The sequence below is a fragment of the Acinetobacter sp. WY4 genome (genome assembly GCF_018438165.1).
GTDB lineage: Bacteria > Pseudomonadota > Gammaproteobacteria > Pseudomonadales > Moraxellaceae > Acinetobacter.
Genome location: NZ_CP053947.1, coordinates 1196104 through 1221048, shown reverse-complemented (window position 1 = coordinate 1221048; position 24945 = coordinate 1196104). Strand labels below are relative to the sequence as shown.

Genomic DNA, 24945 nt, shown 5'->3' with positions numbered 1-24945 from the left:
TATGAGTCAGACCAATTCAAGCAATAAAATGGCTGATCAGATTAGCCAGCAGGAACTTCAGCATCTGATTACGGTATCGACCGGATTTATTGATGCCTATATTATTGATTGTCATGGCAAAGATCCGATGTTATTGCCACAAAACATTGTCCTGTCAGCACTGGATAGCAATACTCAGGTCAAAACTGTAGAATGGCATGAGGCACAGTTACCGGTCTATGCAGTGAATGATCCGTCACGTCAAAATGGGGTGGCACTGGTGATTGAGGGGGATGAAATTACTCAGCGCTTTGCCCTGATGTGTAATGAAATGCCGAAAACCATCCGGATTCGTATTTCCGAAGTGGTCGATGTCGATCAGCCGGTGAATGATCCTGCCATCTTTCAATATGTGCGCATGAACGAACAGCTGTTCCATATTCCGAATATGACCAATATTCAGGCTACAATCGGGCTGTAATCCAGGCTATAAAATATAAAAAAGGAACTCCATGGAGTTCCTTTTTTATTGCGTTATGAATTTACTTAATTGGCAAGTAAATTCACGAGAATCTGCTCATAGATTTCAGCCAATGGCTCTAAGTCTGCAATATCGACATGTTCATTGATCTGATGAATCGTGGCATTCAATACGCCAAGTTCCAGTACCTGTGCGCCGGTAGGGGCAATAAAGCGGCCATCTGAGGTACCGCCCGAAGTCGATAGTTCAGTTTCAGTCCCCGTCACATTCAGAATGGCGGTTTTAGCTGCATTTACTAGTTCACCAACTGGCGTCAGGAAAGGCAGGCCAGATAAAGTCCAAGAAATGTCATAGTCCACACCATGACGATCCAGAATTTCTAAAGTACGTACTTTGAGTTCTTCGGCGGTCACTTCAGTTGAATAACGCCAGTTGCACAATAGGTTCATGGTGCCGGGAACAACATTGGTTGCGCCTGTACCCGAATTGATATTGGAAATCTGGAAGGTCGTCGCCGGGAAATATTCGTTGCCATGATCCCAGACTGTGTCGCACAGTTCAGCAATGGCTTTAGAAGCGGTATGAATCGGATTCACGGCCAGATGCGGATAAGCCACATGACCCTGTTTGCCTTTGACTGTAAGGTTGGCATTTAATGAACCACGACGGCCATTTTTGACTATATCGCCCAGTTTATTAGTACTTGACGGTTCACCGACCAGACACCAGGTAATTTTCTCATTACGCGCTTCCAGTGTTTCAATCACTTTCACCGTGCCGTTAATCGATGGACCTTCTTCATCTGAAGTAATCAGGTAGGCAATCGAACCTTTGTGATTCGGATATTTTTCAACAAAACGTTCTGTGGCAACTACCATGGCTGCCAAAGCCGTCTTCATGTCGGCACTGCCACGACCATAAAGTTTGCCTTCACGGATTTCTGGTAAAAAAGGATCTGAGTTCCAGGCATCCAGATTCCCTGTTGGCACAACATCGGTATGGCCAGCGAAACAGAAGACCGGACTTGCTGTGCCTTTGCGTGCCCAGATATTATCTACATCTTCAAAGCGCATGGATTCAATATTGAAACCAATCTTCTTTAAACGTTCAGCCATGATGTTCTGGCAGTCATGATCAATCGGTGTGACAGAAGGCTGACGTAATAGTTGCAGACTTAAATCGAGGGTAGCGGAAGAGCTCATACGGTATTCAACGGTCGATAATTTTTTCGGTTCTATAATAGGCGAATATAGGCTTGAATGTGAACGACTGATATAAAAAAACCCTATCTGAGATAGGGTTCTGTGAGCGTTTAGTAAAAAACTAGTTTTGACGGATTTCGTCAGAGGTTTTTTCAGCAGTATTGGTTACCGCATCGCCAGCCTTAGACACATCTTTACCCATGCCTTTTACGGTATTACAGCCAGTCAATACAAAAGCCATCATTAATGAAGCAGCAAGAATTTTTTTCATCATCATCTCCGTATAATCAATAATAAAATTATTATGATGTGGGACTTAGAGTAGAAAATATACGCTCTAAAAAATATGTGGTTTTCATAGTGCTTCGGTTAATAAATGTAATGCTTTATAGGGGCTTATGCGAAGGATGCTGAATCAGCACCGGATTGCGATACATATAAAAGTCATTGCTATCGAGTTTTTTATAAAGTCCATCCGTCCACCAAATCGCAGCTGAACTGCTCGGCCGGGCTTGCGGATAAATCCATTCATGTCGTTGCAGACGATAGAAACCGTGCTGTGCAGCAGGAATATGCTGTCCCCATAAGCCCAGACGACGCTCGGTATTGATCCATGAGGGAATTGGCTGATCGGCATGATGTGTAGGCAAATACAGCTGTCCCTTCAGGACGCAATACCGTTTTTGAATGGGATGCTGCAAAGCCTCATCAAACTGGAATTGTTTTTGTGTGAAATGTTTCATTTTTCTGATTAAAGTATCGGTGCGGTTCAGGCCATACCAATGCGGCAGACTAAAATCGGCTTCGGCCAGATAATATTTCAGTGCTACTTCCCAATGTTCAATCTGTTCTGTAGCAGTATTCAATAGCAGAAAATCCAGCTCACCCAAGGTTTTGGCGCCTTCAATTTTTTGCAGACTATGGCCAAGCAGCCGATAGGGATGGTAAGCATCATCAAGCAACCAGAACCAGACCAGCATTTCAAAACGCAGCCCTAAACGCGTGCTTTTCAGTTGCTGCACAAATTCAATTAATTCTTCTGGGTGCTGATCAAGAAACTCTAAACGTAGATGATAACGGCTAAGATGTTGCTGCCAGATCTGGCTGTCATGCAACTCAAAGCGATGTATGAGCTCAAGTTCATCTGGAATATGGGACAGGATATTCGGACTGCCAACAGCAAATGCCAGTTGCCGCACCAGAGGATGTTGATAACGTTGCCATGCTTCTACAAGATTTTGGTTTAAACTGGAAAAGGGCATAGTACAACCTATGAAAAGTGCAGAAATACAACGGACAGTATCGGAAAACGCTTTATACTACCTGAATTCTGCGGTTAGGGTTGATGTATGAAAGTGTTGTTTTGGCGAAGTCTGGTGGTGCTGTTTGTGATCCTGGGCTTTATCGGTGCAATCCTGCCGGGTATGCCAACAACGGTCTTTTTGATTCTGGCCGCCTGGGCCTCATCCAAAGGCTGGCCACAAATGGATGACTGGTTATTGAATCATCCCAAATATGGTCCGACCTTAAGAGATTGGCGTGCCCACGGTACTGTACCGCGTAAGGCCAAATGGCTGGCCAGTATCATGATGCTGATCAGCGGGATCATCATGCTGTTTACTACTGCACCCTTGGCCGTAAAAGCCTTTACCAATATTACGATGCTGATCGTCGCGATCTGGTTATGGCGACGCCCTGAACCGAATCAGATCCTTATTCAGCAAAATACAGTTGACCCAGAAAAGACAGATCTACCAACAGCGCCATCTGAAGATAATCAGTTAAACCCTATAAAGCCAAATAAAATAGAGTCTGAGAATAACAAGTCATGAATACCTTGCATCTGGATCAAGCCGATATCCTGATTGATCTTGCCCAACAAAAACTGTATCTGCCCCGTCTAAACAAGCAATATCTGATTTCCAGTGGCAAAAATGGCATTGGTGAAACTGAAAATAGTGGCAAGACTCCTCGTGGCTGGCACAAGATTGCTGAAAAGTTTGGTCAGAATGCTCCCTTAAATAGTGTATTTGTCGCACGTCAGGCGACGGGTGAAATTTATAATCCCCAATTGGCGGCAGAATTCCCGCAGCGGGACTGGATCCTGACGCGCATTTTATGGCTGAGTGGCCTTGAAGCGGGTTTTAATCAAGGCGAGGGCTGCGATACCTATCAGCGTTATATCTATATTCATGGCACCCCAGAAACCGAAAAGATGGGAGAGCCGCTGTCGCACGGCTGTATCCGTATGCGTAATCCGGAGGTCGCTGAATTATTTGACCTGATCAGTGAAGATGCACTGGTCTATATTTCAGAACAGGCATTAGATCTGGGCAGGCTGAATGTTTCGAAAAGCGAATAAAAGTTAGATTTTAAGATTATGTGAAAATGGTTTTGTTTTTATGGACTGAATCTGCTTGGTGGAGACAGCAGAAAAGATTAATTAATCTGATCCAGATGGTATTTTTATCGCATGGAATGGGTTAAATGATTATTTGAAGTTTAGATTTACTGGCATTTTCTGAATAAAAATAAATGACAGTTGAAAGATTACATGAACACAACGTCGAGTATTTTAAAGCTTTGTATAATCCTTAATCAGAATTGGAATATGTCGTGTGGTTAGACTGAAACTTCGCAGGGTAAAACACAAAATTTCGCTTCTATTTTCATTCTGAAAATTAAAAAATTTCGGTAGAGACTTAAAAAATAAACAAAAAGTGTTGTTTTTTTTAACAAACAACCTATTTTTTAATCACTCACACCTAAAAAGTGGAAAACATTCCGAAAAGCGTTTGACAGGCTGTGCAGATTCTCTATAATGCACCCATCAAACGATGATAGACGTTTAGAAAGGGCGCTTAGCTCAGTTGGTAGAGCGTCTGCCTTACAAGCAGAATGTCGGCGGTTCGATCCCGTCAGCGCCCACCAAGCTCTTTCATGTTGAGGCCTTATAGTTGCAGCGGTAGTTCAGTTGGTTAGAATACCGGCCTGTCACGCCGGGGGTCGCGGGTTCGAGCCCCGTCCGCTGCGCCACTTTAAGATCTTGATTTTCGTTTGCCACAATAGCGACATTGTGTAAATGCAGCGGTAGTTCAGTTGGTTAGAATATCGGCCTGTCACGCCGAGGGTCGCGGGTTCGAGCCCCGTCCGCTGCGCCATTTATACGATAGACCTTTTGAGGGCGCTTAGCTCAGTTGGTAGAGCGTCTGCCTTACAAGCAGAATGTCGGCGGTTCGATCCCGTCAGCGCCCACCAGATTCTTTTGCTATGCAGCGGTAGTTCAGTTGGTTAGAATACCGGCCTGTCACGCCGGGGGTCGCGGGTTCGAGCCCCGTCCGCTGCGCCATTTCAAAAGAAATTAAATTGAGGTCCCTGAGCCTGAATTTAATAAACTAAAGATTGACACTCTTTATCAGGGCGCTTAGCTCAGTTGGTAGAGCGTCTGCCTTACAAGCAGAATGTCGGCGGTTCGATCCCGTCAGCGCCCACCAGATTCTTACGATGCAGCGGTAGTTCAGTTGGTTAGAATACCGGCCTGTCACGCCGGGGGTCGCGGGTTCGAGCCCCGTCCGCTGCGCCATCTTAAGATGAAAAGCTTGGATTCCTGAGATCTGAGTTTTCAAGATACCAAGACTACATTCCTTGTTGGTCTTGCGTCATTTAAAACAACGTTGTTGTTTTCTCAGGGCGCTTAGCTCAGTTGGTAGAGCGTCTGCCTTACAAGCAGAATGTCGGCGGTTCGATCCCGTCAGCGCCCACCATATCTTCTTGCTTCAACTTTATTTATTCCTTAGAATCTGATTGTATTATAATAATATTAAGATTTCACGACCATGAGAAATCCCTATCAGCGCAAAGCCGCGACCAAATCCCAAAAAACTGCTTTCGATCCTCAACAGCTTTATAAGCAATATATTGAAGCCATTGTTGCTAATGCTGGCATTTTTGCACTCTATCAGGATGGGTGGGCCTTATGTGCCACGCCGACCGGACAACGCGCATTTGCCTGTTGGCAAAGTAAAGGTCTGGCTCGACTGTTGATTAAAGACAATTGGGAAAATTACGAGATTCAGGAAATTGGTCTCAAGGATTTTGTAGAGAAAGTCATTCCCTTTTTACGTCAGGAAAGTACCATTGTTTCGCTTGACCTGACCCCGGAAGGGCAGAATATTCTGGTGGCACCGGAAAAATTATTACTTGATATTAAAAATTATCTGTATCAGATCTATGTACAAAAGCCGGAACTGTTTAAAAATCCGGATATGCCTTTGCCTAGGCAGATCCGTTTAAATTAAATTTATTGTTTTTAAAACAGCTTGTTTATTGGAACAATGAATATTCATTCAGTAGCCAGCCACTTATCAAAGCAAAATATTCGCGTAACCAGGAATTATAGCGAACATTCTGGGGTGTGCTGGCACTCAGGCTGATGACTTGTTGATAACCCTGATGTCTGGCAATGGCACGGGCACGAGGGCTATGAAAATCGCTAGTGACAATCGCAATGGGCTCATTTCGATCAATATGTTGCTGTTTTAGGATTGCCTGAGAATATTGCAGGTTCTGTTGGGTACTTCTGCTTTGATCTTCTAAGCTAATGGGGTTTTTGAGCTGCGGATAGTTCGTGTAGATATAACTTTGCATGACTTCAGCTTCGCTCTGTCTCTCCCGGAAATTTCGTCCACCGGTCATAATGATTAAAGTATTTGGATATCGTTCTGCATATTTTGCTGCGGTATCCAGACGATTTTTTAAGATGGGTGAGGGCTGACCCTGATTAATGCCACTGCCTAATACTAAAATCGCTGCAGCAGGTCGTGCCGGAATATTCGGGTTGATTGACATCTGGATATAAACAAAGAAAGCCGCGACACTGATTATCCAGAATAAAAATCCGCCCCAGAGACTGTTCCAGAACAAGGTTCTGAATCGGGAATTCTGTTTCCAGCGCTGAATAGATGAAAAAAATAAGGCGTACAGGATGAGTGCCACCCCAATGAAGATCGACAGGGCAATAGCAAAATGCCTCTGACCTTGGCTCAGTAACCAGACGCTATTGATACATAGGATCAAGCCAGAGATCAGGCTAAGACTTCGTTTAAGTTGATTGAGCATCCAGGGTTCCTTTTTTCTTATTCATATTCTTATTATTGCTTTTGCATCTTCAATAAAAACCGGGCCATTGAGCCCGGTTTTTAGCATATCAGGTTATCTTAATATACATCACGGCGATAACGTCCATCCAGACGTAATTGATCTAACATCGTTTCACCGAGAATCTCAATCAGGGCCTGATCCACATCGCTGGCCATGCCATTGATGCTACCACAGACATAAATCACTGCACCTTGAGCAATCCAAGCTTTTAGTTCTTCAGCCTGTTCACGCAGTTTATGGTGTACATAAACTTTTTCCTGCTGGTCGCGCGAGAATGCAAGATCGAGACGTTTTAGGGTTCCCATTTGCAGCCAGGCCTGAATGGTTTCTTCAAAGAAGAAGTCGTGTTCACGCTGACGTTCACCGAAGATCAGCCAGTTCTGGCTATAGTCCTGACGGTTACGCGCACTGAGCAGACTTAATAGTCCGGCAATGCCGGTACCATTACCAATACAGATAATCGGGCGGTTGTCATCAATCAGGTGGAAAGATTCATTGCTGCGAATACGCAGTGCAATGGGCGCATTGAGAGCCGCATGCTGGGTCAGCCAGCCTGAACCCAATCCCAGATTACCACTAGCATCGGTTTGCTGACGTACCACCAGACGTAAAACCTGCTGGCTTGGAATACTGGCAATGGAGTATTCACGTGTTGCCAAAACCGGTAATTGCGTGAGGAGCTGATCCAGAGAATCAAAAGGTTCAGCCTGAGTCAGATCACGATCCCAGAGTGCCTGTTCAATATTCTGTTGCATAGAAGGTACTTGTGTACCCGCTGCTATCTGGTGCTTTTGCATAAATGCATGAATACGTTCTGGGCTATTTCCTGGCTGAATCTCGGCAATATCACCTGCTTGCCAGACGGCTTCATGCTCAGGGGTCAGTTCGATATTGAAGGCAGGCGCACCCAGACTACCCGGATTGAGGACTTCACGTTTACTCAAACTCCAGTGATCAAAGGTCTTATCGATACTCATCGCTTGTAGCTCAAGTCGAGTGACTTGTGCCAGTGCAGTATTCCATTGCTGGATATGCTCGTTATTGGCATTGTCGACTTCAATTGTATTGAATAGCTGCTGGGCACCATTCTGTTTTAACCACTGATCAATACGGTGACCAAAACTGCAATAGCTGTCTGGATATTCCTGAGAACCTAAGGCCAATACAGCATAACTTAAATGACTGAGATCAGCTTGAGCAGACAGGATTTTTTTCTCAAAAGAAGAAGCCAGATCCGGTGCTTCGCCCGTGCCATAGGTACTGGCAACAAATAATACCTGTTCAGTTTGCTGTAAATCGGCAAGCGTCAGCTGTTGTACCGGCTTGACGGTTACCGGTTGACGCGCTTCCTGCAGGGCAGTTGCTGTACGCCAAGCCAGCTGCTCAGAAACCCCTGTTTGTGACGCATACGCGATGAGCCACGGTTTGGAATTTTCATCTAGGTTTACTAAAGTCGCACCCTGACGTGCTGCCAGCGTTAAGCGTTTCTGTTTGCGACGTTTCAGATAGAGCATCCAGCCGGTCACAAAGAACAACGGCATCAACAAGGCTGCGACCATGGCAAAGAACTGGTAGATCGGGCCGAAGAAGCTGCCACGATGCACCGGTAACATGCTGCTCATGATCTTTTCATTGAGCTTTTTATCTTCATACAGCTCAACTTTAGTAAATTCAGCTGTCTGGTAATTATAAGTGGCACTGTTTCGTGCACGTTCATGCTGAACGATTGGATCGACAAAGCTCAGTTGCATTTCACCATCCGGTTTTTTCGGAAGGTTAAACGTTACAGTAGAATACTTATCTGAAAATTCAGTGTTAAAGCCAATCCAGCTATGGTCCAATGCACGGACAGTGGCTTCAGGGCTGAGACCTTCGCGGCCTTCACCACGAGCACCGCGTTCGCCACCTTGGCGGCCTTCGCCTCGTGCTTCACCTTCGGCACGTAGACCTCGTTCACCGCTTGGACGTCCTTCACCACGGTTATTGCCGGCATTGGCCTGCATTTCCGGTTGCGGACGCTCTACACCCAGCACCTTAAACATGCCGTTGCGCCACCAGTCATAAGACCAGTACAGACCGGTACAGGCCAGAATCAGGTAGAAAATCACCACCCAGGTTCCCACAACAGCGTGCAGATCCCAGATAAAATTACGGCCTTTCAGTTGAGGTTTTACAAAGAACCATTGCTTGATCGAATGACGTTTCGGCCAGCGCAGGTACAGACCTGACAAGACAAAAAAGATCAGCATCAGGGTACAGGCACCGGTAATCTGCTTACCCACCGGACCAACCGTCAAATTACGATGCAGTTGCTGAACAAACTGGAAAAATTCCCGACCCTTAATCTCTGGCAAGACTTCCGCAGTATACGGGTTGATCATGATGTTCTGACCACGCCGTGCGCCTTCTTTGGCAACATTCACAGTACTCGAAGCACTCGGATCTTGTGCCACGGTAATACTGTTGATCTTCATGTCAGGCGCAGTACGGTTAAAGTGCTGATACAGCTCGGCAGGCGTGAGTTTGTCACGTTGCTGAACCTGAACCGTATAACTGTCGCTATTCATCCATTTTAATATTTGTTGTTCATAGGAATAGATTGCGCCAGTGACCCCCATTATCGAGAGGATTAAACCTGCTGTAATCCCCAGAAACCAGTGGATTTGGAAAAATGTCTTTTTAAACATGGTCGTCAGATTAAGGGTGAGATCTATAAAAGTGGCAAAATTATAACTGAAGTTTAAGCTCGAATTATAGGTGTTGAGGATAATATTTATTCTCATTATCATTTATTGTTTTGAGATTAAAAAAACCTCCATGCCGGGACAGGAGGTTTTTCACTGAAGAAAGAACAGTTTAGATTTGTTTTGCTGCGCCGACTTCTGCTTCCAGATGCTTGCGAATCGTGGCGAAAGAGAAGTTTTTGCTGTCCAGACGTTTCGGCAGGATATATGCACCTTGCTGGCCTTTTACCTTGAAATTGACCAACATGAATTCTGGTGTGTTGTACCATTCATAGATGTCTTTCCAGCTAATCGCCCCAACACCTTCTTGCATGCCCATTTTCTGACGCATCACGATGCCATGTGGTTGTACGCCCAGGCGAACACCTTTGATTTCCTGTACCGGAAATTCATTCATCTTGCGTTTAACATACCATTCCAGACCAAAGGTACGGATCAGGTAATACAACACCACACAGACAATGGCCACCCAGCAGAACACGGTAGAATAGTTCTTCAGGAGCAGAATGCCCAGAATAGAAAGTGCAACAACAGCACCCATGATCAGCCATGCTTTCATGCCAATTTTATTGGTACTACGCCAGATCACCAGCTGAGCATGACGCTGCTCGGCTTCTGAAATTTCATAGTTCACAGGCTGGAGGGTATAAGCGTATAAATTTTTCGCGGTCATAGTGAAATTAGCAGATTTTAAACTGTAAAAAGTTTAGCACTAATTGTACCAATTCAGTGAGTATATTGTTCCAAAATCAGCCAAATTATAATGAACCTAATTCAGTTGCCTGTTCATCACGCTCATGACTCAAACTTTGTTTCAGTTGACTCAACTGCTTTAAAATGCTGAACATTAAAGACAGCTGCTGCAAAATGATCAGGGATTTCTGATCTTGCTCCTGATCTTGAGCCAAGCGCTGTCGAATATGGGGAATCATATTTTGCGCACTTAAATCGGGCATTTCATCTCGTAACAATGCACCACGAATGTTCTCGAGTGCTTTGTCCAATAAATTCAGAATGTCCTGATCTTCAATTTTTTCCCGGTGTGCGCCCAGTGCGGCAATATAACTGATAAAAGTATGGTTCAGACACAGGAACTCAAAGGCTAGTGATTTTTGTACCGGATCAATATCCGGTTCAGTGGCCAGTGTCGAAATCAGTGAGGCTACCTCGGCATCGGTATTATGAGCAGCACGGCGCACAATCCGATATTTCAGGCCATTATTACGTCCCGATTTATACTGCTCGATTACTTCACTCAAATAATCTGCTTCTGCCTGCAAGCTGCGTTTGATACTGCGCGGCAAACGCCGGAACTTCCAGTCTGGAAAAATAAAACTGACGCCGAACCAGGCAATCGCACAGCCAATCAAGGTGTCGATCATACGCGGGATGGCCGCGGCATAGCCCATACCGTCCAGGTTGAAGTTGATCAGGGCTAAAATCGTGATAAAGGCGGTGGCCTGTGCATACTGTTTACTGCGCAATTCAAAGAACAGAATCCCACTCAGTACCAGAAGCAATAATTGTCCTTCGATGGACGGCACAAAATATAAAATGGCATAACCGAGGATAATACCGACCAACGTACCGATAATACGCAGACGTAAACGCCGTTTGGTGGCGTTAAAGTTGGGCTGGCTGACAAAGAGTGCGGTCAATAAAATCCAGTAACCATATTCAATATTGCTGACCTGTACAAAAATATAGCTGATCAGCAGCACAATCGACAGGCGAATGGCATGCCGGAACAGCACCGATTCTGGGGTCAGATGCTGCTTAATCCTAATCTTGATGTCATCCCAGCCTTTCAGGTCATCATCTCTAAGCTGGTTCTCGATATGTTTGAAACGCTCGGACTTGATATTCTGCTCGGTTTCCAGGTTGCGTAACTGGGCATCAATCGATTTCAGGTTTTGAAACAGCGCAAACAGGGCACTGATCCAGACCTGATCATAATGCTGCTCCTGACGTAACTTATCCAGAGACTGTCTCAGGTTGTCAAACGCATGCTTGAAGCGCTGGTTATGTACATAAGGTTTGCGCATCAGCAAACTTTCACTCAGGTCCTTACAGGCTTTGCCCTGAATTGACATGATGCGCTGGAAGCGGAACAGGATATCGCTATGCTGGAAAATCTTGGCCAGTTTCTGATAATCAATATGTGCTGAATCGGCACGTTCATGAATATCCTGCGCCACAAAATAATATTGCAGACTGCGACGGGTATCTTTTTGCCCACGATCACCTTTCAGACGAGTTAAAAGGGCAGTTTTCATCTCATTGAAAATCGCAATCAGTTTGCCGTTTTCAAGCGAGAGTTCAATCATGCTCTGCTGATAGCTTTTCGGCGTCATGTCCACATCAAACAGATTGGACTTGGCATATAAAAAATCACCGAGCGCAGAATAGGAAATGGCAAGCTTGTCTTGCGCCAGCCGGGCAGGGAAAGTCAGGAAACTGATGGTCGACAGCAGACCGTACCACATCGCGCCGATGACCAATAAACCAGCCTGTTTATACCATTCATCAAACAGCTCCACCCCAAGCATGGAATAAACGGAAATCACCAGACAGCCGTAGGAAATCGTGGCATATCGTCGCCCTAGTGAACCCAGCAAAATCAGGGCAATACAGGACACAATTAAGGCCAAGGCAAACAGCAAGGGATAAGGAAAAAGCAGATATACGCCCACTGCCGTAATAAAGAAGCCAATGTAGGTGTAGAGCAGATTTAAAATCCGCACCGAAAAGCGGTCATCAATATCGCTTAAACCGGCTGCGACCACGCCTAAAGTCAGTGGAATCGTCATCAATTGTTGTCCCATAAAATAGGGAACAAAGGCGGTACCTGCAAATGCCGTCATCATGCGCAGGTTATACATCAAGGTCGTATTATAGGTGGTTTGCTTGAGACGAGTGAGCCAAGATTTCAAAGGTCGTCCTTTATACTGCAGTCTTAGAGCTGAATCTGAATAGGCTAATGAAAATAGTATATTTATAAATCTTCATTTCAGGCTAAATCATACTATGCACTGTGTTAATTTGTCTGCATATTAGCGCTTTAAATCTTCATGCTTATGACATCGAATAAAATAGTACAACAACCTTATGCCATGTCCTGGATTATTTTGCTGGCAACACTGAGTGCACTCGGGCCTTTATCCATTGATATGTATCTTTCGGCCTTGCCGGCCATGGCAGCAGATTTTGGTGTCAGCACCCAGATGGTTTCTAACAGCCTGCCGGCTTATTTCTTCGGTCTGGCGATCGGGCAACTGATTTATGGTCCGATCAGTGACCGGATTGGGCGTAAACCGCCACTGTATTTTGGGCTGTGTTTATACATTGTGGCAAGTTTGCTGTGTGTCTTTGCGCAGGATGAATGGAGTCTGATCGCTGCACGGATTCTGCAAGCCTTAGGTGGCTGTGTCGGGGTGGTCATGGCACGTGCTGCAATTCGTGATCGCCTGGATATGCATTCAGCAGCTCAGGCCTTTGCCAGCATGATGATTGTGACTGCGATTGCACCAATCATCGCTCCGAGTCTGGGGGCCTGGGTATTGATGTTTTATGAATGGAATGTGATCTTCTTGATGCTGATGGGCTGCGGTCTGTTGAGTCTGGCCTGTGTACATTTTCTATTTAAAGAAACCCTGGAGCCAGAACGTCGTCTCAAGCTGAACTTCCAGCAGGTATTAAGTTTGTACCGTACTATTTTTCAGGATCCAAGCTTTCGACGCCCGCTCTATGCCGGCTGTTTTTCCGGTGCGGTGATGTTCTGTTATATCAGCGCTTCTTCGGCCATTCTGATGGATCGGTATCAACTGACCGAGCAGCAGTTTGCGTATGCCTTTGGTGCCAATGCCTTCGGGATCATGCTGTTTTCGACCTTGAATAAACGTCTGGCTGGGCGTTTCTCGATATTGCAGCGTCTGAAAATTGGCACCTGTCTGCAGTTTGGCGGTGTATTAGGGTTAATCTTGCTGGGCTGCCTGGATGTCGATTCTGTGCTCTGGGTGTTGTTAGGCATGTTTATTGTGATGGCAGCCCTTGGGTTTACTGGTCCGAATGCCATGGCTCTGGCAATGGCTGAACAGGGCGAGCGGGCAGGAACTGCCAGTGCAATTATGGGCAGTATGCAATTTGTTTGTGGCTTATTGGGCGGTGTATTACTGAATTTTCTGATCTGGCATGCCTTATTAAATATGGCATTGATCATGCTGGTTTTTGTAGGTATTTCCGCTTGGGCGATTTTTAAAACCAAGATGCCAATCTTGAAAAATGCATAGATGCTGGGCGTTCTCTAATATATTAAAAATGCTGGATTGGGCAGAGGGCTAAGCAAGTTGGCTTAGCCCTGCTTGCATCACTCATCGATAAATACGGCAAATTCCTCTACGGGAACACGCGGGGTAATAAAGCTGTTAATAATCTGCTCTGGGGCGGCATAACCCAGTGCCATACCGCAGACCAGCTCTTCATCATCAGGTGCGCCGACCAGATCAAGCACGATCGGATGAAAATGATTCCAGGCAGCCTGCGGACAGGTGTCCAGACCGCGGGCTTTTGCTGCCAGCATGACATTCTGGATCATCATGGAAACATCCATTTTGGAACCAATCGCCAAAGAACGATGGACGGTAAAGAACAGGCCGACAGGCGCATCAAATAATTCAAAATTACGCAGCTGCTGACGCGCCATTTTTTCCTTTTCGCCTTTCTGAATATTCAGCAAGCCATATAAACCCCAGCCATTTTCACGACGACGTTCAATAAATGGCGAGATCCATTGTTCAGGATAATAGGCAAAAGTTTCCTGATACTGCTGCGACAATTCCGGATTTGCATAGATTTGCATTTGTGCCTGACAAACCTGCTGCACGAGTTCATCACGCTTTTTACCTGTTACCACATACACTTTCCAGGGTTGGGTATTGGTTCCTGAAGGTGCGCGGCTGGCCACCGCCAGAATCTCTTTTAAGGTGTCTGTACTAACGGGGGTATTTAAAAAAGCACGCACTGAATGGCGAGAAGTGATGGTGTGATCTACAGCATGAACAAGATTTTGATCCATTATGGGGTCCAGTCGAATATCCTTATTGAGTTTGCAATGACTATAAACTAAACAAACAGAACGGGGGATAGGAAAATTTAATTCTTCGCCAGCTGAAAAAAACAATTTATCAGCAAAATGACTTGAATAATGAAATTTCGCATTCTTTTAGCTGAGCATAAATCGCCTAAGTGATAGCAATGGATTTAGTCATAAAGTTGGTCTTTGATTTAAAAAATGGCTTAAAACCCAAGTGCTTGAACCATTCAACAATAACAATTTCACACAGAGAACTGGTTTATTTTGACTGAAAATCAAGATAATTTAATTTCAAGATCCCTGTTTCATTTTGTGTCGAGTAAAAGATTAATATTTTTTTTGAATTAAAATATAGATTAATCTTCATATAAAAATGAGAATTTATAATTATTTTTTATAGGTAAATTAACTATTGCTAATAAAAAGAAATAAAACCTGATACGAAGAAACAGCATAATGTACGACTTTTCATCTTAATTCATGCATTTCGTGATTAAGATCTGTTTTAAATAACGCGATTCCAGATGGCTTGAATGAAGTCTTTAGGTTGAAAGCACTCATCAAGCACTGAATGTTTTTTTTGAGCTTAAAACACAGTTTTTTTACCAGCATGCGCATCTGTTTGAAAATTGTCTGCAATTTTACAACAGACTGAGTATCGGAATAGAAAAGGTGTTGCTTTTATAAATCTCTCATTTGTTGAATATGATCGTGATGATGATATTCATAAGTTTAAAAGAGATGATAAATCGGTTTGTTTTTCTAAAGGTGATAGATCAAATCAGGATATTTCCAGATGAACATCTAATGAGCGAGCTAGAAATCTAGCGCACTCCATAACTTTTAGAAAAATAAAAAATTCAAAATCATCTTGGGCAAAAAATTATGGATTTTACTTTTAACGCATTTTATACCTTGATTGCCGCAGTCATCGTTTTGTTACTCGGCCGATTCCTGGTTAATAAAATCGATTTTTTAAAGCGCTACAATATTCCTGAGCCGGTTGCAGGCGGTTTGGTTGCTGCGATTATCTCATTACTGGTGCATTCACTGTGGGGATACAGCATCACCACCAGTTCAGAGCTACAAACCAGTTTTATGCTGATCTTCTTTGCCTCGATCGGTCTGAGTGCCAACTTTTCCAAGTTGCGTGAAGGCGGTGTCGGTCTGGTAATTTTCCTGTTTGCTATATCGATTTTTATTGTTTTGCAAAATGCAGTCGGTATGAGTCTGGCAACACTGCTTGGTATTGACCCACTGATTGGCCTGATTGCAGGTTCAGTTACCTTAACCGGCGGTCATGGTACTGCGGGTGCATGGGGCGAGATTTTTGAGGTTGAACATGGCATTCAGGGGGCGCTTGCACTGGGGATGGCCAGTGCTACTTTTGGTCTGATTATCGGTGGGATTATTGGTGGTCCTTTAGCAAAACTGCTGATTAACCGTCATAATCTCGCAATTGCACGTACGGATCAACAAATCGAAAAGCGTGATAGCACGCCAATGGATATCAACTCGACCGAATATATTCCATTTGAATATCCGCATCAGGTGCGTTTAATTACCGCTGATAATGCAATCACGACCTTGGGCCTGTTCGCAGGTTGTTTGGCTTTTGCAGAGTTTATGACGGGTTTCAGTAAAGGTACTGCATTTGAACTGCCAACATTTGTCTGGGCATTGGCGGGTGGTGTCATCCTGCGTAATGTACTGGAAGGTGTTTTCAAAGTTCAGATTTTCGATCGCGCGATTGATGTGTTCGGTAATGCTTCATTGTCGCTGTACTTGGCGATGGCATTGTTATCATTGAAATTATGGCAATTGGCTGACCTTGCAGGACCACTGATGGTAATTCTGGGTGCACAGACCATCACCATGGCTTTGTATGCCGGTTTTGTAACTTTCCGCCTGATGGGCAAGAACTATGATGCTGCGGTACTTGCAGCAGGTCATTGTGGTTTCGGTATGGGTGCAACTCCAACAGCGGTTGCCAATATGCAGGCGATCACCAATATGTATGGTGCATCGCATAAGGCCTTCCTGATTGTTCCATTATGTGGTGCGTTCTTTGTTGACCTAATCAATGCCACTGTTATTCAAATGATCTTGAAGTTCTTTGTATAATTTAGACCTGAAACGATGAGTCATAGGCTCATAAGGATGTGACATGAATGATCAGTTAAATGAAACCTTACTCGGCTGGATTAATGCCCTGAATGGCCCTTTATGGGATTTTCTGGTGGTGTTTCTGGTAGCAGTCGGTATTTTCTACACGATCATGACGGGTGCAGTACAAATTCGTTTGTTCTGGCACAGCATGAAAGTCATGAAAAATAGCCGTGGCAAGGTTCAGGATACGCACGGCATTACCCCGTTTCAGGCCTTTGTCACTGGACTGGCAAGCCGGGTCGGGGTGGGCAATGTCGCGGGTGTTGCCATTGCGATTGCAATTGGTGGCCCCGGTGCCGTTTTCTGGATGTGGTTTACTGCCTTTCTGGGCATGAGTTCTGCTTTTGTTGAATCCTCTTTGGCCCAGTTGTTTAAGGTGCGAGATAACAAAAACCAGCAATTCCGTGGTGGACCAGCTTATTACATTACCCAAGGCCTGAAACAGAAATGGCTCGGGATTGTCTTTGCGATTGCATTGATCACGACTTATGGTTTTGTCTTCAATGCAGTTCAGGCCAATGCCATTACCGGAGCAACCTCTCATGCCTGGGGCTGGGATCAGGCGAACCTGATTCTGCCATTAGGCGGCCTGAATCTGGAAATTTCCTGGGTCGGATTGTTTCTAGTCTTGATGACTGCGGTGATCATTTTTGGCGGGATTAAACGGATTGCGAAAGTTGCGGAAAGCTTTGTGCCGTTTATGGCTGTGCTTTATCTGGCTGTGGCTTTGTATATTGCGGTCATCAATTACGATTTGCTCCCATCCATCTTCCAGCTCATTTTCAGTAAAGCCTTTGAATTTGAAGCCGCCGCTGGTGGATTCTTTGGCGCCATGGTATCTATGGCGATGATGATGGGCATCAAGCGTGGTCTGTTCTCTAACGAGGCAGGGATGGGTTCGGCACCGAATGCTGCTGCAGCTTCCGATGTCAAACATCCGGTCAACCAGGGTCTGGTACAGATGCTTGGAGTATTTGTAGATACCTTTGTGGTGTGTTCATGTACCGCGATTATTATTCTGGTTTCGGGTCTGTATGAAAATGCAGGCTTTGAAGGCGTGACCTTGACCCAGATGGCGCTTGAAAGCCAGATTGGTGCTTGGGGTGATGACTTCCTGGCTTTGATTCTGTTCCTGTTTGCCTATTCTTCGATTATTGGTAACTATGCCTATGCCGAAGGAAACGTCCAGTTCATCAATAACAATAGCCGGGTGATGTTGATTTTCCGCTTATTTGTATTGGTCATGGTGTATTTCGGTTCTATCGCCAGTGTGCCATTGATCTGGAATATGGCAGATCTGTTCATGGGTGTCATGGCAAGCATCAACCTGATCGCAATCCTGTTGCTGATGCCATTCTTGCTTATGCTACTTCGCGACTATACTGGTCAGTTGAAGCGTGGTGTGAAAGAGCCTGAATTTAAACTGGATAACCATCCTAAATTTAAAGACAAGGTCAAATCAGATATCTGGTAAGACTTGAAGCAAAAAGCCCCGATCATTCGGGGCTTTTTTGTGCCAAAGTTATTTAAAAGAAATTTAAATAACTTTGATAAAGCACGAAGCCCAAAATCAGGCTGAACCAGACTGGTAATTTTGAGCGTAGCAGGGCAATCATCACTGCGACAAAGACCAGGTCGGAACCATAGCTAAAATAGCGTTGTGAAAGATCCAACAATAAATATAGTAACAAACCCACCACTGCAGCATTGATGCCCATCACCGCCTGATGAATATGGCGCTGCTGCATCAACCACGACCAGTAAGGCAAGGTGGCAAAGATCAAGAAAAATGAAGGTAAAAAGATTGCACAGGTCGCTAGCAATGTATTCAGCCAGGCATAAGGCGTCCAAGGCAGCAAAGCACCAATATAACTGGCAAAACTGAATAAAGGTCCCGGCATTAGCTGGGTAAATGCATAGCCAAGATCAAAAGACTCTGCACTGACTAAACCGGTTGTGACAAAGTCTTGATATAGCAAAGGCAGAATCACATGACCACCACCAAATACCAATGAACCGGTTTGATAGAAATTGGAAAAAAATTGCAGCTCCGATTCACCCCATAATTTTCCAGCTAAGGGCAGCAGCAAAAACGGCAAGATAAATGCCAGCAGCCAATAGGGTGCAGCGGCAGATCGAATATATGGCGAGCTGATTGCCGTTTTGTTAATTTCTTTGGGTTTCGAATCTGATTGGGAAAAATGTCCAGCCAAGAGTCCACAGATTGCGCCCAGTATAATGACCAGAATCTGATTAAAACTTACTGAAACGACTATCAGTACTACGACAGAGAGGATTAAGACAGCGTATTGCCAAGCCGATTTACAAAAGCTTCTCAGCATTTGCCAGAATGCCCAGGCGATGACAGAAAATACAATTAACTGGATGGTATGAAAGCTGTTTGAGTTTAAAATATGAAAATAGCTTTGACCCAAGAGTGCTACCAAGGTCATCAGAATCATTGAGGGCAGGGTAAAACCCAACCATGCGATCACGGCACCAGTATAGCCCCGTTGCAGATAACCGATCGACAGCCCCACCTGACTGCTGCTCGGCCCGGGTAAAAGTTGCGCCAAAGCGACCAGTTGACTGTACTGGGTGTCATTCAGCCATTGCAGTTGGGTCACAAATTTTCGGTGAAAAAACACCAGATGTGCCGCTGGACCGCCAAATGAAATGCAGCCCAGTTGCAGGAAAATCAGGAAAATCCGGTACAGTGAGATTGAAGGCATACAGTTATGGGAAAAATGAAGATAAAGTAGCTGAACTGTATGACAGTTTTACGAAATTCTACAGACTATTTATGCATGTGTTTATACACTATGCTGCTTTAGATTAATGAGGACATTCTCTGCATGCAGAAATATGTGTTGAGTATGGTGATACTGGGTACATTTGGCCTGAGTGCTTGCCAAACGACCCCAATGACAGCCCAAGCGGCGACCAGTCATCTACAACCTGCTGCACAACGCGGAGAAGCTCAGGCACGTCCAAATCAAATTGATTTTCAAAAGATCAAGCAAACCCAACAGCGTCCGGTAGTTGCTTTAGTTCTGGGCAGTGGGGGTGCGCGTGGTTATGCGCATATTGGTGCGCTGGAAGTACTGGAACAGGCGGGTATTCACCCCGATTTTATTGTCGGAACCAGTGCGGGCAGTATTGTAGGTTCCATTTATGCGAGTGGCAAACCGGCGATTGAACTGCGCAATATTGCTCTCAGCATGCGACCGAATGATGTCCGTGATATCAAACTGGCCAGAAAAGGTTTTTTTGATGGCAAAAAAGTTGAGGACTATGTCAATTTGCAGGTCGATCAAACTCCGCTTGAAGCCATGAAAATCCCGATGTTTGTGGTAGCAACCGCGCTGAAAGAAGGCAAGAAAGTCGTTTTTAATTATGGTAATACCGGACAGGCGGTACGTGCTTCAGTCTCGATTCCGAGTATGTTCATTCCGACCATCATTCAAGGTAAAGAATATGTAGATGGTGGTCTAGTCAGTCCGGTGCCGGTCGATGTGGCACGTGAGTTGGGAGCCGACATTGTGATTGCGGTAGATATTCTGGCACAACCCATTCACACGGAAACCAGCAATGTCTGGGGACTGTTTAACCAGAATATCAATATTATGCAGCAACATCTGGCGCATGAAGAATTAAAGCATGCAGATGTGGTGATTCAGCCGGATTTACGCGAAAAAGGCCATATCTTTGATGTCCGTGGCAGGGAACTCACCATGCAGGCTGGTGCCGAGGCGACCCAGTTAAAGTTGATGGAAATTTCACAAGCCTACCAAAAACATGATTATGCTCAAGGACATCGCATTCCACAGTTTGTGGTACATGAACATCAAGCTCAATAAATCTTTTTTTTGAAATTTCTGTTTATCCCTATATCGCAGTATAGGGATATTCACTCAAAAGGATAACGGATCATCGGCTGTAACGCTTAACTGATTGTTATAAAAGATAAGATGATTGCCTATGTGTATCAGTCAGTCGGAATTATCGCAAAAGATAAAATTAATTTTAAATATAACAAATTGAATTATAAGTATATTGTTTTAAATAATAAGCCTTATTCGTCTTAAATTAAAATTTTAATATTATTATTCGTATACTTAAGTTGATCAAATATTCAAAAGCATCGATGTTCATGCCAGAATGCAGTTTGAAAAGATCACTACACAGATGTAGACATCATGATGCATATTAAAATTGGACAGCAGGTCAAACTGGCACAATTCGAACACTATATTTTTACAGTGACCGCGACCCATCAGGATGGTTCTTTTACCGTTGAAACGACCTTGGATGGTCAACAAATTTTAAGTTATCAGAACGTGGCGCAGGAAATGCTCAGGCCAGTGATACTTTAAATCACGCAGAGCCTTTTTATTTTCCTGAATTATTTTTGTTCAGAGCTTAAAACAGTGAAAAATTCTCAGTTGCTGTGTGATCAACCCCAGATAAATAAGTGTTGATTTATTGACACTTAACTTTCTAACTGAGATTTTAAGCAATTAAATATATTTTTTTCTGTATGAATACATTTTCTATATCAATAATTGTGATGCTTCATTTGCCGAATTGAACATTTTATTCATGTTAAAAACGCTATAATAATAAACGATAACCTTGTCATTCAAAGAGTTCAAAGAAAACGATGGCCCCTTTAGATCAAATTGCAGCAGTGTCGGATGACCAGTCAGAGTTAACGATGTCAGTTCTCATGACGCCAGATATGGCAAATTTTTCAGGAAATGTTCATGGTGGAACTATTCTGAAATTATTGGATCAGGTGGCGTATGCGTGTGCAAGTCGCTATTCGGGTAGTTATGTCGTGACCTTATCTGTAGACAAGGTGAATTTTAAAGAGCCGATTCACGTTGGTGAGCTGGTTACCTTTCTGGCCAGTGTGAATCATGTTGGCCGTACTTCAATGGAAATCGGGATTCGTGTAGAAGCCCAGAATATTCAAAAGAGAACGGTACGTCATACCAATAGCTGTTATTTCACCATGGTTGCGGTGGATGAAAATGGTAAACCAAAACAGATTCCAGCTTTGAACCTGGACAATGACTGGAAACGTTGCCGTTTTGAAGCAGCAGAACAGCGTAAAGTCGCGCGTTTGCAAGAAAATCATCATCCTTCATGCAGCATTTATAAAAAGACCGCACAGAGTTAAGTTAAATCGTGATTGAGAAAAGACCTTCCTTAGAAGGTCTTTTTTTTGATTCAATTTCAGTTTTTTGCTGGAGCTTTGCCATTTTTTACCCTAATATAAAACGATACGTATCGTTTCGATTTTTAAATCTTAAAAGTTAAGTAGAAAAATATGAGCAGTGACGAAAAAAGTTCCCGACGACAGCAGTGCATTTTACAGGCGGTCGCAGATGCGCTGGCAGAATGTGAATATCATCAGCTGACGATTGAAGATGTAGCGGCACGTGCCGGTGTTGGCAAGTCTACGATTTATCGATGGTGGAAACATAAATCGGAACTGGTGCTGGACACTTTCAAACAGCATACAGCTTCGGTATTTGAGCTGGATACCTCTAAAAGCCTGAAAAGCAATCTCATTCAACAACTCGGTTCTTTATCTCAAGCGCTGAATCATCCGGTCGGTCGGGCTTTGCTGGTAGTGATTGCCAATCACCGCGAACTGGCAGGTGAGTTCTTTCAGCAATATCTCTTGCCACGTCGGCAACAGACCCATCAACTGATTCAGCAAGCGATTGAACGGGGAGAAATCCGCGCTGATTATCCTTTTGATTTGATGCTGGATACCTTATACGGCCCGATTCATTACCAGATCATTTTTTTCAACCGGATTCCAGATGAACACTATATCCAGAATCTGGTCGAGTTGGCCTTGCATCTGGTCACTGTTCAAGCCTGAGTTTGTGCTATTTCCCTACAAATTTTAAGAGTTGGTGATTATGTCAGTTAGCGCTGAGCGGTTATGGAATCGCTCATTTATCTTGTGCTTATTCAATAATTTTTTCCTGTTTGTTTATTATTTTGCCTTACTGACCATCTTGCCGATTTACATCATGAAAGATCTGGGCGGTTCGGTAAAAGAAGCGGGTCTGGCGCTGACGCTATTTTTGGCCTCTTCGATTACGGTTCGGCCATTTTCCGGCATGATCATCGAAAAGCTCGGCAAGAAAATCTCGATGCGTGGTGCAGGCGTGATTTTTGCCTTATTTGCCTTTAGTTATTTGCTGGTAGATAGCATGTGGTCACTGTTGCTGGTGCGTTTTTTACATGGCATCTGGTTCAGTATTTTGACCACGGTGGCAGTACCCGTCGCCAATGAATTTATTCCTGAACAGCGCAAAGGTGAGGGCATGGGTTATTTTGTCATGTCGACCAATCTGGGTGTGGTGTTTGGCCCCTTGCTGGCGTTGACCGTAATTCAGTTCACCAGCTTCAAAGTCTTATTTGGCATTCTCGCCATTATCATTTCTTTGGGACTCATTTTCTGCTGGATGCTCAAAATCACAGAGTTACCAAAACCTGAAGCCATAAGTACAGGGAAAGCCAGTTTGAGCTTGCAGGATATTCTGGAAGTCAAAGTTCTGGCGGTAAGTTTTGTGGCTTTATTAACCGCTTTTGCCTACTCGGGCATCATGAGCTTTATTACTGCATTTAGTGAAACCAAGCAGCTTTTGGGCTATACCAGCGTATTCTTTATTGTCTTCGCTGCATCCATGTTGCTGGTCAGACCTTGGGTCGGGAAAATTTATGACCGTAAGGGACCCAGTGCGGTTATTTATCCTTCATTTATTTTCTTTGCCATTGGTCTGGTGATTGTCAGCCTGATTTCCAATCAATGGATATTATGGTTGTCGGCAGTATTTATTGGCATCGGTTATGGTTCACTATTCCCATGTTTGCAGACCTTGGCCATTCAGTCGGTCGACAAACAGCGTATGGGACATGCGATTTCAACCTTCTTTACCCTGTTTGATCTGGGTTTAGCGATCGGTTCCGTAGCCATGGGAGTATTGATTGCCTATTGGGGCTTTGAAACCACCTATGTTTTGAGTGCTGTACTCGTCATTGTGACGATATTGGTTTATCGTCAGTATGTTGCCAAAAAGCAAAATAAGCGCCCGGCACGTTTGGAGTTATAAAATGGAATTAAGACATTTACGTTATTTCGTTACAGTGGCGCAGGAACTGAACTTTACCCGTGCCGCGGAAAAATTAAATACGGTACAGCCTTCATTGAGCCAGCAAATCAAGGATCTGGAACGTGAGGTTGGCGTACAGTTGCTAGAGCGGAATAACCGTAAGGTCGGGCTCACTGAAGCTGGAGCGGAATAACCGTAAGGTCGGGCTCACTGAAGCTGGACAGGCGTTTTTAAAAGAAGCTTTGCTGAGTCTTGAGCATGCAGAGCGCGCCATTCAGTCTGCCAGACAGATCGCGAATGCACAGCAGGACCAGCTGAATATCGGATTCGTGCCGGTCGCGGAAATGAAAGTCTTTCCTAATATCATGCTGAATATCCGCGCGCATTTTCCTGAACTGAAAGCTCAGTTTCACAGTCTGACCGATGCAGAACAGTTTAGTGTCTTAAGAAATGGACAGATTGACATTGCCTTTACCCGTTATCCGGGGCAGTTGAGTGAATTTGATTCGATTCGCATTTTTGATGAGCCTTTAACCCTGATTGTGCCGAGAGATTCCCCGGCTGCGGCCTTGCCCTATGTTAGTATCAAGAGTTTTGAAAATCAGGACTTTGTGATTAGTGATGAGCAGTCCTCACCGCAACTACATAAGCTGATTCAGGATTTTTTTAAGCAGTCCAAATTAAAGGTAAATGTGGTGCAGTATTCCACCAATATTCTGCTCAATGTCAATCTGGTAGGGATGGGGGTGGGCTGGAGTCTGGTGCCGGCCTATGTGATTCCATTGCTCGGCGATAATATTGTGGTGAAAAAGACTCTGGAACCTTTGCCGATGATGGGACTGTATGCCAATTATCGCAAGGATCAAAAACATGTGGTGATTGATCTGATTTTGAAAGTATTAAAAGAAAAGTTTTGTGTGGATCTTTTTTAATATTTAAACCTTCAATCTGCCCATCGAAAAAGCCGTGCGACAGAAAT

20 protein-coding genes, 8 tRNA genes and 2 pseudogenes are annotated in these 24945 nt (G+C 44.3%); 21 read left to right on the top strand and 9 right to left on the bottom strand.

The features are described 5' to 3' along the window. Position 1: 1 nt before the first annotated feature. Positions 2 to 460, top strand: coding sequence for a hypothetical protein (locus G4D73_RS05810; RefSeq protein WP_044111490.1), 459 nt, complete (start codon positions 2 to 4; stop codon positions 458 to 460). A 65-nt stretch (positions 461 to 525) separates the two neighbouring features. On the opposite strand, the gene dapE is transcribed toward G4D73_RS05810, so the two are convergent. The 3 genes from dapE to G4D73_RS05795 form a co-directional block, all read right to left on the bottom strand. Continuing rightward, positions 526 to 1662: a succinyl-diaminopimelate desuccinylase gene (gene dapE, locus G4D73_RS05805; RefSeq protein ID WP_213687578.1), complete on the bottom strand. Its 1137-nt coding sequence runs from the start codon at positions 1660 to 1662 to the stop codon at positions 526 to 528. A 121-nt stretch (positions 1663 to 1783) separates the two neighbouring features. Further along, positions 1784 to 1936 carry an entericidin A/B family lipoprotein gene (locus G4D73_RS05800; RefSeq protein ID WP_004280704.1) on the bottom strand — a complete coding sequence of 51 codons (153 nt, stop codon included), beginning with the start codon at positions 1934 to 1936 and terminating at the stop codon, positions 1784 to 1786. A gap of 112 nt (positions 1937 to 2048) precedes the next feature. Further along, positions 2049 to 2924, bottom strand: a complete 876-nt coding sequence (locus tag G4D73_RS05795) for a DUF1853 family protein (RefSeq protein WP_213687577.1) — start codon at positions 2922 to 2924, stop codon at positions 2049 to 2051. An 87-nt stretch (positions 2925 to 3011) separates the two neighbouring features. On the opposite strand from G4D73_RS05795, the pseudogene G4D73_RS05790 reads away from it, so the two are divergent. The 11 genes and pseudogenes from G4D73_RS05790 to G4D73_RS05740 all read left to right on the top strand — a co-directional run. Further along, a pseudogene (locus tag G4D73_RS05790) lies at positions 3012 to 3365 on the top strand (YbaN family protein); the annotation flags it as partial. A 125-nt stretch (positions 3366 to 3490) separates the two neighbouring features. After that, positions 3491 to 4024, top strand: a complete 534-nt coding sequence (elsL, locus tag G4D73_RS05785) for a cell wall-recycling L,D-carboxypeptidase ElsL (RefSeq protein ID WP_004731981.1) — start codon at positions 3491 to 3493, stop codon at positions 4022 to 4024. A gap of 493 nt (positions 4025 to 4517) precedes the next feature. Then, positions 4518 to 4593: transfer RNA gene (locus G4D73_RS05780), tRNA-Val, on the top strand. Positions 4594 to 4621: 28 nt separating this feature from the next. Continuing rightward, positions 4622 to 4698: transfer RNA gene (locus tag G4D73_RS05775), tRNA-Asp, on the top strand. Positions 4699 to 4746: 48 nt separating this feature from the next. Continuing rightward, a tRNA-Asp gene (locus G4D73_RS05770) sits at positions 4747 to 4823 on the top strand. Between the two features lie 21 nt (positions 4824 to 4844). Beyond that, positions 4845 to 4920 (top strand) — tRNA-Val (locus tag G4D73_RS05765). Positions 4921 to 4934: 14 nt separating this feature from the next. Then, positions 4935 to 5011 (top strand) — tRNA-Asp (locus tag G4D73_RS05760). A 69-nt stretch (positions 5012 to 5080) separates the two neighbouring features. Then, a tRNA-Val gene (locus G4D73_RS05755) sits at positions 5081 to 5156 on the top strand. Positions 5157 to 5168: 12 nt separating this feature from the next. Then, positions 5169 to 5245, top strand: a tRNA-Asp gene (locus tag G4D73_RS05750). Positions 5246 to 5350: 105 nt separating this feature from the next. Next, positions 5351 to 5426 (top strand) — tRNA-Val (locus tag G4D73_RS05745). Between the two features lie 72 nt (positions 5427 to 5498). Beyond that, complete coding sequence (locus G4D73_RS05740) at positions 5499 to 5960, top strand: DUF2750 domain-containing protein (protein ID WP_004645832.1); 462 nt, start codon at positions 5499 to 5501, stop codon at positions 5958 to 5960. A 25-nt stretch (positions 5961 to 5985) separates the two neighbouring features. On the opposite strand, the gene G4D73_RS05735 is transcribed toward G4D73_RS05740, so the two are convergent. The 4 genes from G4D73_RS05735 to yccS form a co-directional block, all read right to left on the bottom strand. Beyond that, positions 5986 to 6780 carry a YdcF family protein gene (locus G4D73_RS05735; protein WP_180037071.1) on the bottom strand — a complete coding sequence of 265 codons (795 nt, stop codon included), beginning with the start codon at positions 6778 to 6780 and terminating at the stop codon, positions 5986 to 5988. 98 nt (positions 6781 to 6878) lie between these two features. After that, entirely contained in the window at positions 6879 to 9509 is a 2631-nt protein-coding gene (locus G4D73_RS05730; RefSeq protein ID WP_213687576.1) for a PepSY domain-containing protein, read from the bottom strand. Positions 9510 to 9678: 169 nt separating this feature from the next. Continuing rightward, entirely contained in the window at positions 9679 to 10239 is a 561-nt protein-coding gene (locus G4D73_RS05725; RefSeq protein WP_004280696.1) for a YcxB family protein, read from the bottom strand. 85 nt (positions 10240 to 10324) lie between these two features. After that, the gene (yccS, locus tag G4D73_RS05720; protein ID WP_213687575.1) at positions 10325 to 12499 is read right to left on the bottom strand and encodes a YccS family putative transporter; all 2175 of its coding nucleotides are present in this window, start codon (positions 12497 to 12499) and stop codon (positions 10325 to 10327) included. A 138-nt stretch (positions 12500 to 12637) separates the two neighbouring features. On the opposite strand from yccS, the gene G4D73_RS05715 reads away from it, so the two are divergent. After that, positions 12638 to 13855 (top strand): multidrug effflux MFS transporter, encoded by a 1218-nt coding sequence (locus G4D73_RS05715; protein ID WP_213687574.1) that lies wholly within the window; start codon positions 12638 to 12640, stop codon positions 13853 to 13855. Positions 13856 to 13932: 77 nt separating this feature from the next. Here the strand turns inward: G4D73_RS05715 and G4D73_RS05710 are convergent, their stop codons facing one another. Then, entirely contained in the window at positions 13933 to 14640 is a 708-nt protein-coding gene (locus G4D73_RS05710; protein WP_213687573.1) for a nitroreductase, read from the bottom strand. Positions 14641 to 15543: 903 nt separating this feature from the next. Between G4D73_RS05710 and gltS the strand changes: the two genes are divergently transcribed. Continuing rightward, on the top strand, positions 15544 to 16782 hold the full coding sequence (gene gltS / locus G4D73_RS05705; RefSeq protein WP_213687572.1) for a sodium/glutamate symporter: 1239 nt from the start codon (positions 15544 to 15546) through the stop codon (positions 16780 to 16782). Positions 16783 to 16825: 43 nt separating this feature from the next. Continuing rightward, on the top strand, positions 16826 to 18301 hold the full coding sequence (locus G4D73_RS05700; RefSeq protein WP_005252633.1) for an alanine/glycine:cation symporter family protein: 1476 nt from the start codon (positions 16826 to 16828) through the stop codon (positions 18299 to 18301). Between the two features lie 52 nt (positions 18302 to 18353). On the opposite strand, the gene chrA is transcribed toward G4D73_RS05700, so the two are convergent. Further along, a complete protein-coding gene (gene chrA, locus G4D73_RS05695) occupies positions 18354 to 19559 on the bottom strand; it encodes a chromate efflux transporter (RefSeq protein ID WP_213687571.1) in 1206 nt (401 codons plus the stop codon). A gap of 123 nt (positions 19560 to 19682) precedes the next feature. Here chrA and G4D73_RS05690 point away from each other — a divergent pair, with 123 nt between their 5' ends. The 6 genes and pseudogenes from G4D73_RS05690 to G4D73_RS05665 all read left to right on the top strand — a co-directional run bounded on the left by G4D73_RS05690 (position 19683) and on the right by G4D73_RS05665 (position 24898). After that, positions 19683 to 20687 carry a patatin-like phospholipase family protein gene (locus G4D73_RS05690; RefSeq protein ID WP_114541649.1) on the top strand — a complete coding sequence of 335 codons (1005 nt, stop codon included), beginning with the start codon at positions 19683 to 19685 and terminating at the stop codon, positions 20685 to 20687. A 339-nt stretch (positions 20688 to 21026) separates the two neighbouring features. Continuing rightward, positions 21027 to 21203, top strand: coding sequence for a hypothetical protein (locus tag G4D73_RS05685; RefSeq protein ID WP_004645820.1), 177 nt, complete (start codon positions 21027 to 21029; stop codon positions 21201 to 21203). Positions 21204 to 21490: 287 nt separating this feature from the next. Beyond that, positions 21491 to 22012, top strand: coding sequence for an acyl-CoA thioesterase (locus G4D73_RS05680; protein ID WP_004280680.1), 522 nt, complete (start codon positions 21491 to 21493; stop codon positions 22010 to 22012). Positions 22013 to 22162: 150 nt separating this feature from the next. Further along, a complete protein-coding gene (locus tag G4D73_RS05675; RefSeq protein ID WP_213687570.1) occupies positions 22163 to 22726 on the top strand; it encodes a TetR/AcrR family transcriptional regulator in 564 nt (187 codons plus the stop codon). Between the two features lie 40 nt (positions 22727 to 22766). After that, entirely contained in the window at positions 22767 to 23966 is a 1200-nt protein-coding gene (locus tag G4D73_RS05670) for an MFS transporter (protein WP_213687569.1), read from the top strand. 1 nt (position 23967) lies between these two features. After that, positions 23968 to 24898, top strand: a pseudogene (locus G4D73_RS05665) (LysR substrate-binding domain-containing protein). The last annotated feature ends 47 nt before the right edge of the window (positions 24899 to 24945 follow it).